10 protein-coding genes are annotated in these 13,284 nt (G+C 72.0%); 2 read left to right on the forward strand and 8 right to left on the reverse strand.

Translation table 11 applies throughout. The features are described from left to right. Positions 1–15: 15 nt before the first annotated feature. The gene (mshD, locus tag ACFYP4_RS32835; RefSeq protein WP_388790453.1) at positions 16–942 is read right to left on the reverse strand and encodes a mycothiol synthase; all 927 of its coding nucleotides are present in this window, start codon (positions 940–942) and stop codon (positions 16–18) included. A gap of 234 nt (positions 943–1,176) precedes the next feature. Between mshD and ACFYP4_RS32840 the strand changes: the two genes are divergently transcribed. Next, a complete protein-coding gene (locus tag ACFYP4_RS32840; protein WP_388790456.1) occupies positions 1,177–2,976 on the forward strand; it encodes a bifunctional metallophosphatase/5'-nucleotidase in 1,800 nt (599 codons plus the stop codon). Between the two features lie 459 nt (positions 2,977–3,435). Here the strand turns inward: ACFYP4_RS32840 and ACFYP4_RS32845 are convergent, their stop codons facing one another. From ACFYP4_RS32845 to ACFYP4_RS32875, 7 genes are all read right to left on the reverse strand, one after another. Next, entirely contained in the window at positions 3,436–4,236 is an 801-nt protein-coding gene (locus ACFYP4_RS32845) for an immunity 49 family protein (protein WP_388790460.1), read from the reverse strand. Between the two features lie 59 nt (positions 4,237–4,295). After that, the gene (locus ACFYP4_RS32850; protein WP_388790463.1) at positions 4,296–6,893 is read right to left on the reverse strand and encodes a hypothetical protein; all 2,598 of its coding nucleotides are present in this window, start codon (positions 6,891–6,893) and stop codon (positions 4,296–4,298) included. Beyond that, positions 6,890–7,312, reverse strand: a complete 423-nt coding sequence (locus ACFYP4_RS32855) for a DUF6507 family protein (protein ID WP_358854186.1) — start codon at positions 7,310–7,312, stop codon at positions 6,890–6,892. The genes ACFYP4_RS32850 and ACFYP4_RS32855 overlap by 4 nt, the downstream gene beginning before the upstream one ends. Positions 7,313–7,427: 115 nt before the next feature. Next, on the reverse strand, positions 7,428–8,870 hold the full coding sequence (locus tag ACFYP4_RS32860) for a HAMP domain-containing sensor histidine kinase (RefSeq protein WP_358854185.1): 1,443 nt from the start codon (positions 8,868–8,870) through the stop codon (positions 7,428–7,430). After that, on the reverse strand, positions 8,867–9,598 hold the full coding sequence (locus ACFYP4_RS32865) for a response regulator transcription factor (protein WP_358854184.1): 732 nt from the start codon (positions 9,596–9,598) through the stop codon (positions 8,867–8,869). Before ACFYP4_RS32865 ends, ACFYP4_RS32860 begins: the two co-directional genes overlap by 4 nt. Before the next feature lie 114 nt (positions 9,599–9,712). Then, positions 9,713–9,904 carry a hypothetical protein gene (locus tag ACFYP4_RS32870; RefSeq protein WP_388790468.1) on the reverse strand — a complete coding sequence of 64 codons (192 nt, stop codon included), beginning with the start codon at positions 9,902–9,904 and terminating at the stop codon, positions 9,713–9,715. Between the two features lie 39 nt (positions 9,905–9,943). After that, entirely contained in the window at positions 9,944–11,119 is a 1,176-nt protein-coding gene (locus tag ACFYP4_RS32875; RefSeq protein ID WP_358854182.1) for a trypsin-like peptidase domain-containing protein, read from the reverse strand. 373 nt (positions 11,120–11,492) lie between these two features. Here ACFYP4_RS32875 and ACFYP4_RS32880 point away from each other — a divergent pair, with 373 nt between their 5' ends. Continuing rightward, positions 11,493–13,250, forward strand: coding sequence for a trypsin-like serine protease (locus ACFYP4_RS32880; protein ID WP_388790471.1), 1,758 nt, complete (start codon positions 11,493–11,495; stop codon positions 13,248–13,250). Positions 13,251–13,284: the final 34 nt, after the last annotated feature.

Consider the following 13,284-nt stretch of genomic DNA (forward strand, 5'->3'; position numbering starts at 1 on the left):
TTCACCGGGCGGGTGTCAGGACTCCGTGCGGTACATCAGGTCCGTCTCGTAGGTCGTGAAGCCGAGCCGCTCGTACACGGTCACCGCCGCCTTGTTGTCCGCGTCGACGTACAGCATGGCGGTCGGCAGGCCCTGCGCGGCCAGGTGGCGGAGTCCGATCGTCGTCAGGGCCCTGCCGAGGCCGCCGCCCTGCGCGCCGGGGCGCACCCCGACGACGTACACCTCGCCAAGGCGCTCCTCGGCGTGCGCCTTCGTCCAGTGGAAGCCCACGAGTTCACCGTCGCGGAAGGCGAGGAAGAACCCCGCCGGGTCGAACCACGGCTGCGCCGTCCGGTCGTCCAGGTCCCGCTGGGTGAGGGAGCCCTGCTCGGGGTGGTGCGCGAAGGCCTCGGCGTTCGCCGCGAGCCAGGCCGTGTCGTCCCGGCCCGGCACGAAGGTGCGGACGGTGACCCCGTCGGGCAGCACCGGCTCGGGCAGCTCGAGGCCGGTCAACGGCCGCCGCATCTGGCGCAGTTCACGGAAGAGGGACAGTCCGAGCACCTGCGCGAGGTGCCGGGCGGCCGAGTGCGCGCCGTGCGCCCACACCCGCAGCCGCTTGCCGGAGGCGGCCAGCAGCGCCGTACCCAGCGCGCGTCCGTGCCCGCGCCCGCGGTGCGACGGGTGCACGACCAGTTCCGCCGCCGGTGCCTCCACGGGGTCGGTGTCCTCCAACTGCGCGTATCCGACGAGCGTGTCGCCCACCGTCAGCAGCAGATGCCTCACGCCCTCGCGCTCGCCGCCGCTCAGCCGCAGCCGCCCCTGCTCGGACACCGCCTGCTGACCGTCGGCCTGCGCGGCCTCGGCGAGCAGGCCGAGCACGGCCCGGGCCTGGTCGGGGGAGAGCTCCGCGCAGGTCTCGATGGAGCGGGAGAAGGCTGCGGGTGCGGTGTCGTCGCTGGTCATGGATACGAGGGTACGGCGCGAGGACATCCGGACAAGGAGCCGGGCGCGGCTGATCGGTTCGCGGCGCCGCCGGGGCCGCGCACCGGCCCGGGAGGCCCGCCGCGCGGGGGACGGCCGGGCAGCCGGGAAGCGATGGCAACCAGTCCGTAACCCGAACCCCCCTGTTGCGCTACGCGCGTTGATCCTAGGCTGCGGCCAAGCCACAGCCGTACCACGCTCCCACAGGGGGAACCCATGCTGCCGACGCCCCGGCACAGAAGTACTCGCCGCATGCTCGCCGCCGCCGCAGGCCTCGCCACCGTCGGTGCGCTGGCCGCCGCGCTGCCCGCGAGCGCCGGCCAGGACACCGCGACCGCCCGCCACCACCACGGCAGCGGCCGTTACCAGGACGTGCAGCTGCTGTCCTTCAACGACCTGCACGGCAACCTGGAGCCGCCGACCGGCTCCTCCGGCCGGGTCACGCACCTGAACGCGGACGGCACCACCAGGACCATCGACGCGGGCGGTGTCGAGTACCTCGCCACCCACCTGCGGGACGCCCGCAAGGGCAACACGTACTCGATCACGGCCGCCGCGGGCGACATGGTCGGCGCCTCCCCGCTGATCTCCGGTCTCTTCCACGACGAGCCCACGATCGACGCGCTGAACAAGCTCGACCTCGACGTGACGAGCGTCGGCAACCACGAGTTCGACGAGGGCGCCGCGGAACTGGCCCGCCTCCAGAACGGCGGCTGCCACCCGAAGGACGGCTGCTACGACGACAGCCAGGAGTTCGAGGGCGCCGACTTCCCCTACCTGGCGGCGAACGTCACCAAGGAGAAGACCGGCAAGCCGCTCCTCAAGCCCTACTGGGTCTGGAAGAAGAACGGCGTCAAGGTCGGCTTCATCGGCGTGACCCTGGAGGGCACCCCGAACATCGTGTCCGCCGAAGGCGTCAAGGGCCTGAAGTTCGGCGACGAGGTCGAGACGATCAACAAGTACGCCAACGTGCTCAGGAAGCAGGGCGTGAAGTCGATCGTCGCGCTGATCCACGAGGGCGGTGTGCCCGCCTCGACGGCGTACAACTACGACTGCGACAGCCCCGGCGCCGGCGACGGCATCTCCGGGCCGATCGCCGACATCGCGAAGAACGTCACCCCGGCCGTGGACGCGCTGGTCACCGGCCACACCCACCAGGCCTACGCCTGCACGATCCCCGACCCGGCGGGCAACCCGCGCATGGTAACCTCGGCCGCGTCCTTCGGCCGCCTCTACACGGACACCACGCTGACGTACGACCGCTGGACGGGCGACATCGCGCGTACGGCGGTGAAGTCCGCGAACCACGTGGTCACCCGTGACGTGGCCAAGGCAGCCGACCTGACCGGCCTGATCACCAAGTGGAAGACCCTGGCCGCCCCGGTCGCCTCCCGCCCGATCGGCTACATCGCCGGCGAGATCCCCAACTCCGGCACGGAGTCCCCGCTCGGCGACCTCATCGCGGACGCCCAGCTCGCCTACGCCAAGTCCGTCGACCCCGAGGCCGACGTCGCGCTGATGAACCCGGGCGGCATCCGGGCGGGGCTCACCTACGCGTCGAGCGCGGGCGAGGGCGACGGAGTGGTGACGTACGGAGAGGCGTACACGGTCCAGCCGTTCGCCAACACCGTCAACCTGGTCGACCTCACCGGCGCCCAGCTGATCACCGGTCTCCAGCAGCAGGTCAGCGGGGCGAACGAGAGCGCCCCGAAGATCCTCCAGGTCTCCGGGGGCCTGACCTACACCCTGGACCTGACCAAGTCCGGTGCCGCGCGCGTGGTGGCCGACTCGGTCAAGCTCAACGGCGCCCCGGTCGACCCGGCCGCCACCTACCGCGTCGCGATGAACTCCTTCCTCGCGGGCGGCGGCGACGGCTTCACCGAGCTCGGCAAGGGCGGCAACGTGCGGGTCGGCGGCGACGACCTGGCGGCGCTCGAGGCGTACCTGACCGCCAACTCCTCGGCCGCGGCGCCCTACCCGGTGCCGACGGCGGACCGGATCACGGTCGTGAAGTAGGACCGAGGGGTCCGCGGATCACGGTAGTGAAGTAGGACCGAGGGGCCCGCGATGCGCGGGCTCGGGGGCCCGCGCATCGCGGGCCCCCTTTCTCATTTCCTGTCCAATTCCCCGGTAAATTCCAGGTGGGTCCTTCATGAAGTCTGCGTGAGCGGCGAATTGGTTCCGCAGGTCTCCTGAAAGCGCACTCAGCGGCAATTCTGGGAAATCGGCCGGGGCCGCATGTCCCTGGGCGAGCTGCTCGCCTTCGCCGCCTTCCTCGGATACCTCTACCCGCCCGTCCGCAACCTCGGCGGGCTCGGCCTGACACCCGCCCACGCCATGCTCCGCGCGGCGCCCGTCCTCGTCCTCGACGAACCGACCGCCGGCCTCGACCCGGTCGCCGCCCGCCGGGTCGTCCGGCCGCTGCGCCGGCTGATGTCCGGACGCACGACGATCTGTCCCGCCCCGGACGACACCTCAGGTGGGGAACTCCCCGAGCCAGCTGCGCGTCAGCAGATGTTTGGGCAGGTACTCGGACTCGACCTCGACGGGCATGCCGACGTCCAGGGCGAGGCAGGCGACGGCCAGCGGGCCGAGAGCCACCGCGCCGTCGGTGGACAGCCTGCGGTCCTCGTCCTTGGTCCAGTACTCCTTGTGCAGCCGCAGCGCCTGGACGAGCCCGGCGTTGAACTGCTCGGCGTCCCGCTTCAGGAACTGCAGGAACAGGTTGAGCGGAGGGTAGAGGATCTTCAGCATCAGCTCCCGGTCGGCGACCCGGAGGCCGTCCGGATCCGTCCCGCGGAAGGCCGCGGAGAACTTCTCGCCGAGCCCGGGCCGTTCCGCCCAGTACGTCTGGAGTGCGTCGACCCAGTCGTAGATGTAGTCGTCGTAGACCGCGCCGGACGCGCGCAGCACGTCGAGCGGCACGTCGGAGAGCTGTGTCATCCGGTTCTGGTCGCGGCAGACGATCGCCAGCCAGAACGCGGTGATCCAGTTGCCCGCGTCGGTGAAGTGCTTCGGGCCGGTGGCCGGGATCGTCCGCGTCTTGTGCGCGATGACGCACTCGACGGTGTCCGTGCCGGCGGTGGCCGCCGCGAACAGGGCGGAGCCGACCTGCATCGCGGCGACCCAGGCCTCCCAGGTCTCGGAGGTGTTGGCGGTGGGGTCGTGGAGGCAGTGGAGCGCCGCGGTGCTCAGGGTGCTGCTGAAGGTGAGCCCGAACATCTCGGGCGCCTCTTCGAGGTCCTCGATCTGTTCGATCGCGCCCTGGTCGCTCATTTCGAGGATCCGGGTGGGATCCCCACCGGGAAACTCGTGACGAGGCACTCGTGTGGACATCAGTTGCTCCCGGGCTTGCTCATGTCGAACTGCTTCATCTGGTAGCCAGCGTACTTACCGGCTTTGGTGGCGTCGGCCTTGACCAGCACGTAATCCACGTCACCGGATTTGAGTGCCCGGCGGAGATCCTGCGCCAGGGCCATCTCGTCCGCGTTGTTCGAGGCCTGGGCGCGCTTCTCCATCTCGTGCAGGATCGTCTGGAAGTACTCCCGCGTCCCCTGCTGCACCCGGTTGCCCAGGTGGCTCGTCCGCTCGCCGAGGCCGGCCCTCGTCGAGCCCTTGGCCTCGACGACGACGTACCTGCCGTCGGACGTCCGGTAGACCTGGTCGAAGCGGTTGTTGCCGAACGCGCCGTCGTCCACGCGGGTCGCGTTCGGGTAGTGCTCGGGTATCGCGTGCGTCTCCGCGACGTTCTCGCCGAACAGCTCGCTCTGCTTCAGCATGTCGCCGTGCAGCGGCGAGTGCGCGGCCTCGGCCAGGTCCCGGGCGGCCGCCAGCTCCGGTGTGGGATGCGCCTTGTACGCCTTCTCGGCCGACTCCAGGCTCGCCTCTGCGGCGTTGTCGGCCGTGATGGCCTGCTGGCGCGTGTGCGCCCACTCGTCGAGCCGGCGCAGTGTCTCGGGCGGGACGTCGACACGCGAACCGACCGTGGGGTTGGGGTCGAGGTACTTCGCCGGGGTCGCGGGCGGCAGGTCGCTCTTGGAGATCCACGTGCCGGGATTGGCGGGATCGGGCACCAGGGTGGGCAGCCGCTGGCCGAAGACCTCCTGGTCCGCGAACCTGCGGTAGCCGTTGGACCGGTAGTGCTCCTTGAACCAGGCCGGGTCGTTGTTGGCGAGGTCGACGTGGCGCCGCATGATCTCGCGCGGTCCGCTCTCCGCGGGGCGCCCGCCCCCGGGCTCGCCGGGGGTGTGGTCGCCGCCGGTGGGACCGGAGGCGTCGTCCGCGTTCCGGCCGGCGTCCAGGGCGTCGTCGCCGTGGCCGAGGTTGTCGAGATCGTCCAGGCCGCCCGGTCCGCCCGTGCCGCCGGTGTCGTGCCCGCGGGGCGGCAGCGTGTCGGTGGTGTGGCTCCCCGGCAGGTGACCGCCCGTGCCGCCCGTGCCGCCCGTACCGCCGGTGCCGCGGGGACCGCCCGTGCCGCCGACGGGGTCGCCGCCGCGGCCCACGGTGCCCGCGGTGTCCGCGGTGTGCGCGCCGACGCCCGCGAGTTCGCGCCCGCCCGTGCCGGGCGCCGCGTGCTCGGAGGTGACGCGCTCGGCGGCCGTGCCCTCGTGCGCGATGTCCGCGAGGGACTCCCGCACGGTGCCGTCCGCGTTGTGCATGACCAGCGTCTTGGTGTCGAGGTAGACGACCTCGCCCTTCGGGGTCTCCATGCGGACCGTGTTCTCGGGCGTCAGGCCCGCGGGCAGGACGTCGGTCTTCAGCGGCTGGTCGGTGATCTTGAACGTGCTGTCGGCGAGCTTGATGTACGTGCCGTTGGTGACGGCCTTGAGGCTGGCCATCACGTCGCCGAGCCGCGTCACACCGGCGCCGATGCCCTTGGCGACGTACGTCATCGGGTCCACGATGCGGCCGGCCTTGCCCGCGAAGGAGATGGCCTTGGCGATGGCGCCGGTCTTCGCGGCGGTGCCCGCACCGCCGGTGAAGACGGTGGTGAGGACGTTGAAGGTGACGGCGCCCGCCGCGCGCGAGGGATTCTTGCCCCACTCGTCGTAGGCGATCAGGGCCTTGCCGGTCTCCACGACCGCGGTGCGGGAGTCGCGCAGCCACGACGGCAGCTTGTCGTCGGGAGCCAGCCAGTAGGCGGTGCCGACGACGGGCATGCCCGTGATGACGAGGCCGGTGAGCAGCTTGCCCAGACCGGTCCAGGCCTGGCCCGCCGCGTCCCACCCGTCGAAGCCGACGAGCGTGCCGAGGCCCTTGATGGTGCCCCACACGCCGTCGACGAAGAAGCCCTTGGTGAAGTCCCACAGGTGCTCGTGGATCTGGTACCAGGGCGTGGACTCCTCGACCGGGTCGCCCCAGGGCAGGCCCTGCGCGTTGTTGAGGTCCTCGGCCCGGTAGCCGTACATGCCCTCCTTGTTGGACCCGTCGTTCAGGGTGAGCGGGGCGCCGCCGATCAGGGCGACGATCTTGCCGTAGCAGGTGCGCTCGGCGGCCTGGAACGCCGCCCAGGCCGCGTTGACCTCGTTGCGCCGGGCGTTGTTCTCGTCGACGAGGTCGGCGTCCTCGCGCCAGTCGTCGTCGTCCGCGATGCTGCTCGCGAAGGCGGCCGCGTCGTGGCGCAGGCTCTCGAACTTGGCGACGAGGGGACGGATCTCCGTCGCGTAGGCGGAGAGCGCGGAGGCGACCGTGCCCACCTCGGTGCGCAGTTCGTCACCCGCCTTGGCCACCGGCGCGGTGGTGGCGAACAGCTTTTCCGCCTCGGGTGCCTCGTAGTGGGCGGAGAGCCCCTTGAAGCGGGTGTCGATGTGGGATCCGGCCTCCCACAGGTGGGTCGCGTCCTTGCCCAGCGCGGAGACGTCCTTCTCCAACTGCTCAAGGCTGCCGGTGAACTTCGGTATCTCGTCCGGGTTCAGTGCGGTCTGGTCGCTCACTTGGCACCGCCCGCGGGGGCGCCCGGAAGGTCGATCTTCGGTTCCTTGAGCGCCGCCGCCTGGGCGTCGGCGGCCATGTCCAGGTCACCCTTGTTGTAGGCGTTGGTCGCCTCCACCGCGCCGCGCACCGAGTTCGCGGTCCGCTGCGCCATGAACGCCAGCTTCTTCTGCCGCTCCTCCAGGTACTGGCTCAGCGCGGCGGCGACCGGACCCACCGGTACGCGCGGTGTGCCGGCCGGCACCGGGCCGATCATCGGCCCGTGGAACTGCCCTCCGGGCACGGCCGTCCCCGCCGAGGACGCCGCGCTCGCCATGTTCGTCACCAGCGAGGTGGCGGCCTTCTCCAGGTCCCCGCCCGCCTCGCCGGTCGTCGTCAGCGTGGCCTGCACGCCGACGGGATCGATGTCCCAAGCTGTCATTCCAGCCCCCGTAAAGCCTTTGACAGTCACGTTCATCAGACACGTATTCGGCCGATCATTCGTACCAAAGAGACGCATCCGACGGCAACGCAGTTCCGTCTCGGCGTAGTTGGGGCTAGGCCGTGTCCGGCGGGGGCGTGGGCGCGCCGGGCAGCCGGACGGTCGCGACGGTGCCGCCGCCCTCCGCGGGCGTCAGCGAGACCTCGCCGCCGGACCGCTGGACCGTGCGGGCCACGATGGACAGGCCGAGGCCCGAGCCCGGGAGCGCGCGGGCCGACGGCGAGCGCCAGAACCGGTCGAAGACGTACGGGAGTTCGTCGGCGGGGATGCCGGGGCCGTGGTCCCGGACGGTGAGGACACCCCCGTCGAGGACGACCTCGATCGTGCCGCCCTCGGGGCTGAACTTCACCGCGTTGTCGAGCACGTTCACGATCGCCCGCTCCAGCGCGGCCGGCTCCGCCCGGACGAACCAGGGGTGGAGGTCCGCCGAGATCGTCAGCTCCGGTCCGCGCAGCCTGGCGCGGCGCAGTGCCGCGTCCACGGTGTCCCGCAGGGCGATCACCTGGACGCGGTCCCCCGACTGACCCGAGTCCGTCCGCGACAGCGTCTGCAGATCACCGATCAGCGCCGCCAGTTCGGTCATCTGCGCGGTGACGGAGGCGAGCAGCGCCTTGCGGTCCGCCGGGGGGATCGCGCGGCCCGTCTCCTCGCTGCGGGCGAGCAGTTCGATGTTCGTACGGAGCGAGGTGAGCGGTGTGCGCAGCTCGTGGCCGGCGTCCGCGATCAGCTGCCGCTGCACCTCGCGGGAGTTCGCCAGCGACGCGGTCATCGAGTTGAACGAGCGGGACAGCCGCGCGATCTCGTCCTCGCCGTCCTCCTCCACGGGGATGCGGATGCCGAGGTCCTCGGTCCGCGCGACGTGCTCCACGGCCTCGGTGAGCTTGTCGACGGGACGCAGGCCGGCGCGGGCGACGGCCAGTCCGGCGGCCCCGGCACCCACTGCTCCGATGCCGGAGACGAGGAGGAGGACCAGGGCCAGGTCCTTGAGGGTCTTCTGGGTGTCCTCGAGCGAGACACCGACCATCAGCGCGACGCCCGGGTAGGGCTGCGACGCGGGTCCTGGGCCGACCATGACCGGGAGGGTCGCCACCCGCACGGCACGGCCGTCCGCGTCGGTGCTGTCGTGCAGGGTGCGCACGCCCGGGTCGGGGTTCGCGGCCACCGCCTCGTCCTCGCCGGTGGCCTTCACGATGCCCGCGGAGTCGGGGAACACGCAGGTCTTGCCGCTCGCCGTGACCAGCTGCGTGTAGTACGGCGTCCGCAGCTTGCCCGAGGACGTGTCCGTGCAGCTCGCGATCAGGGCCGTCACGTCGGTGCCGCGCAGATTGTTGTCGATGTTGTCGAGCGAGGCGTTCACCTGCTCGTCGAGTTTCCCCCGCACGATGAACCAGCACGTCACCGAAACCGCCGCCACCCCGAACGCCACCGCCGCCGCGACCAGCAGGGCCAGCCGGGACCGGATCGGCAGGGACCGGAAACGGCGCAGGGCTCGGCTCACTCCGCGCCGCCCGAGCGGAGCACGTACCCCACGCCCCGCACCGTGTGGACGAGGCGCGGCTCACCGCCCGCCTCGGTCTTGCGCCGCAGGTACATGACGTACACGTCCAGGGAGTTGGAGCTCGGCTCGAAGTCGAAGCCCCAGACCGCCTTCAGGATCTGCTCGCGGGTGAGGACCTGGCGCGGGTGGGCGAGGAACATCTCCAGGAGCGTGAACTCCGTGCGGGTCAGCTCGACCTGCCGCCCGCCCCGGGTGACCTCCCGGGTCGTCAGGTCCATGCGCAGGTCGCCGAACGTGAGCGCGTCGTCCCCGGGGGCGCCGAGCGCGGTGGCCGCGTACGAGCTGCGCCGCAGCAACGCCCGGATGCGGGCGAAGAGTTCGTCCAGTTCGAAGGGCTTGACCAGGTAGTCGTCGGCGCCCGCGTCGAGCCCGGTGACCCGGTCGCCGACGGTGTCGCGGGCGGTGAGCATCAGGATCGGCGTGGTCGTGCCGGCGCCGCGCATCCGGCGGGCCGCCGTCAGGCCGTCCATCCGGGGCATCTGGATGTCCAGGACGACCAGGTCGGGCTGGTAGGCGGTCGCCTTCTCCAGCGCGTCCGCGCCGTCGACGGCGACCTCGGTGCCGTACCCCTCGAAGGCGAGGCTGCGCTGGAGTGCTTCGCGCACCGCCGGCTCGTCGTCGACGATCAGAATGCGCTGGGGTTCACGGTCGCCTTCGGCGGGGCTCATCGGCGTTCGGTTCCTCGGATGCGGTGGGACGGTTGCGGGGACTTTCAGCCTCGCACGTTTGCGGGCCGCTCAGCGGTGACGGCCTCGTACGAGGCCGCGGTACGGCGGCCGGCGTCAGCCGCGGACGGCGGCGCGACGGCGGCCCCGGGCCCGGCGGGCGGGCCGGGCGGCGGCCGGGGGCACCTCGGGGGCCCGGGCCAGGGGCGGGTGCAGCTCCCCGGCGACCGCGAGGGCGAGGCGGAGCCCGGCCGGGTCGACGGCCGTGACGGTGTGGGTGACCTGCCGGAACGGAACCTGCTGGATCATGTCGACCTCCTGGGTCACTGGTCCCCGGGCGGGGCGGGCTCAGCTGTCCGAGCCGCCGGCGCGCAGGGTGTCCAGGTCGGCCTTGACGGTGTTGACCGGGATGGCGAAGCCGAGGCCGACGCTGCCCGCGCCCGACGAACCGGACGAGGAGTCCGAGGCGGCCGAGTACATCGCGGAGTTGATGCCGATGATGTTGCCGTTCATGTCGATCAGCGCGCCGCCGGAGTTGCCCGGGTTCAGCGAGGCGTCCGTCTGGAGCGCCTTGTACGTCGTCGTGGACGAGCCGGTGTCGCCGTTGAACTGCCGGCCGCCGTACTCGAAGGGCCACTGGCCGCTGCCGCCGCCCTCCTGCCGGCCCTGGCTCTCGTCCGTGGAGACGGTCACGTCGCGGTCGAGCGCGGAGACGATGCCGCTGGTGACGGTGCCGGTCAGGCCCTCGGGGGACCCGATCGCGACGACCTCGTCGCCGACCTGGACGGCGGAGGAGTCGCCGAGGGTGGCGGTCTTCAGGCCGGACGGCGCGTTCTGGAGTCCGATCAGCGCGAGGTCCTTCCCGCTGTCGGTGCCGACGACCTTCGCGGTGTACGTCTTGCCGTCGTGCGTCGTCACCTTGATCGAGGAGGCGCCGGAGATGACGTGGTTGTTGGTGATGATCTCGCCGCCGCCCGTGATGATCACGCCCGAGCCGGTGGACTCGCCGGCGTTCGAGGTGGCGCTGATCTCCACGATGCTCGGGCTGACCGCCGAGGCGACCCCGGCGACGGTCCCCTTCTTCGCGGCGGGCACCACGTTCGTGCTCGTGCCGGTCGCCACGGTGTCCTGACCGGTCAGCTCCTGGAAGGCGTACGCGGTGCCGCCGCCCACGGCCGCCGCCGCGATCGCCACCGCCGCGAGCAGGCCCAGCGGGCCCCGGGCGCGCTTGCGGGGAGCCGCGCCCGCCCCGCCGTGGAAGGGCTCGGCGGCCGGGCCGGCGTGGTCACCCGCGCTGCCGCCGGCACCGTTCCCGCCCGTGCCCGGCCACACCGTGGTGCCCGGCGCGACCGGGACCGGCGTGCCCGGCCCGTACGCCGGCGGGGGCGGCCACTCGGGGTTCACGGGGGAGGAGGCGTGCTGCTGCCGGGGATACGCGGGCTGCTGGTCGCCCTGGACGTACCCGGACTGGTCGCCCTGCCGGTGGTGCTCGTACTCGCCGCTGCGGCGGAAGCTCTCGGTCATGGGACGAGAGTCGCCCCTCATCATGAGAGCTCCCTGAGGGGCCGCTGAGAAGCCCGACAGAACCTCGTATGCCCGATATAAGGACGCTCGGGCCCGGCAAACTCCGGGTTGCGCGGACGTGAGGGCACGGAAGGCGCCGGACGAACACTTGTCTGCGGGCTGTGCGACCCGTGTGCGGGCCGGTGCGCGCGGCCTACGATCACCGCGCCGGAGGGGGGCTCCGCGGTTTCGCCCGACTGCTGCGCGCAGTGCGGGCCGGTGCGTCGTACGCCCTTCTCGGGTTCCGCCACGCTTCCCGGATCCTCCCGGGGCCCGCGCTCCGACCGGTTCGGACGGGCCCCGGGACGACACACCACCACCCCAGGAGCCCTGAGTGATACGTGCCCTGCGCGGCCGTACCCGACGTCTGGTCACGGCGTTGCCCGCGGCCGCCCTCGCGCTGGCGCTGAGCTGCGCCGGCGCCCTCGCCGCCCAGCCCGCCGCCGCGGCCGGCGACCCGTCCGGTCTGCCCGACGCGAACGTCGCCCGTTCCGCCGCCCCGGCGCCGGCCGCCTCCGCCCGGGAGCTGCGCCACCGGGTGGTCGAGGCCGCCGAGGACCGGGCGACCCCTGCGACGGCCGCCGCGAAGAAGACCCCGTTCGTCATCGGCGGCAGCCAGACCACCATCGCGAGCGCCCCCTGGATGGTGCAGCTCGCCTACTACGACGACGCCACCGGCGACGGCTACTTCTGCGGCGGCACCCTCGTCGCCCCGAACAAGGTCCTCACCGCCGCCCACTGCGTCGCGGGCCTCGACTGGGCGAAGAACGGCGCCGTCCTGGCCGGCACCACCGACCTGTACGACGACACCAGCGGCACCGTCGCGGGCGTCTGGCAGCAGTGGAGCCACCCGCGCTACGACGAGGCGACCGTCCGGAACGACATCGCGGTCCTCACCCTCGACCGGCCGCTGGAGCAGCCGTGGATGCGGCTCGCCGCCGCCAACGACACCCCCTGGTACACGCCCGGTCTGACCGGCACGGTCTACGGCTGGGGGCTGACGTCGGGCGCCGACGGTGCCCAGCTGTCCACGAAGCTGCGACGGGCGGCCCTGCCGCTGGTCGACGACGCCACCTGCGACTCCGCGATGCGGTCGGTCCTCGGTGAGGACGCCTTCGCCGAGGGCTCGATGTTCTGCGCGGGCACCCCGGCGAGCGGGACGGACGAGGGCACGAAGAGTCCCTGCAACGGCGACTCCGGCGGCCCGGTGATCGTCAACGGCAAGATCGTCGGCATCGTGTCGTGGGGCGTCGCGGGCTGCACCGCCAAGGGCGCCTACCCGGTCTTCACCAAGGTGTCCTCGTACACCTGGGCGGCCCAGCCGCGCATCGACGACACCGACCAGTCCTTCGACGGCCGCGCCGACCTGCTGGCCCGTACGCCGTCCGGCGGGCTCTTCGAACAGGACAGCAAGGGCACCTCGCTGACCCAGCGGAAGTACGTGGGCGCCGACTGGCAGGGCGTCAGCTGGGGTCTCCAGGCCGACCTGGACCGCGACTGGTTCCAGGACCTCATCGTCCGCGACAAGGCCGACGGCAAGCTCTACCGCAGCTACCTCGACCACGCGTCCGGCGAGTACACCTGGATGCAGATCAGCTCGGTGTGGGGCGGCTACAAGTCCTACGCGGTGCCCGGCGACCTGACCGGCGACGCCCGCCCCGACCTCGTCGCGGTGGACGCCGACGGCTCGGTCTACCTCTACCCGGGCAAGGGCACCGGCCAGTTCTACGGCCGGGTCAAGGTCGTCGACAAGGCCTGGAAGAACGTGCGGATCCTCGGCCACGGCGACCTGTCCGGCGACGGCCGGGCCGACCTGCTGGTCCGCAACAGCTCCGGCGTCCTCTACCTCTACCGGGGCACGCAGCAGGAGAAGACGCCCTGGTCGGCGCGGATCCAGGCCCGTACCGGCTGGAACTTCACCTCGTACGTGGGGAACGGCGACGTGACGGGCGACGGCATCGCGGACGTCGTCACGCGCGACTCGGGCGGCACGCTCTGGCTCTACCCGGGCACCAACAAGGCGTCCAGCGCCCTGTTCGGCTCACGGGTGAGTCTGGGCACCGGCTTCAACCAGTACAACCTGCTGTTCTAGCGGCGGCCCAGGGGATCCGCGCCGGCCGCCGCAG

It is taken from the genome of Streptomyces sp. NPDC005551 (assembly GCF_042871785.1).
Classification (GTDB): Bacteria; Actinomycetota; Actinomycetes; order Streptomycetales; family Streptomycetaceae; genus Streptomyces.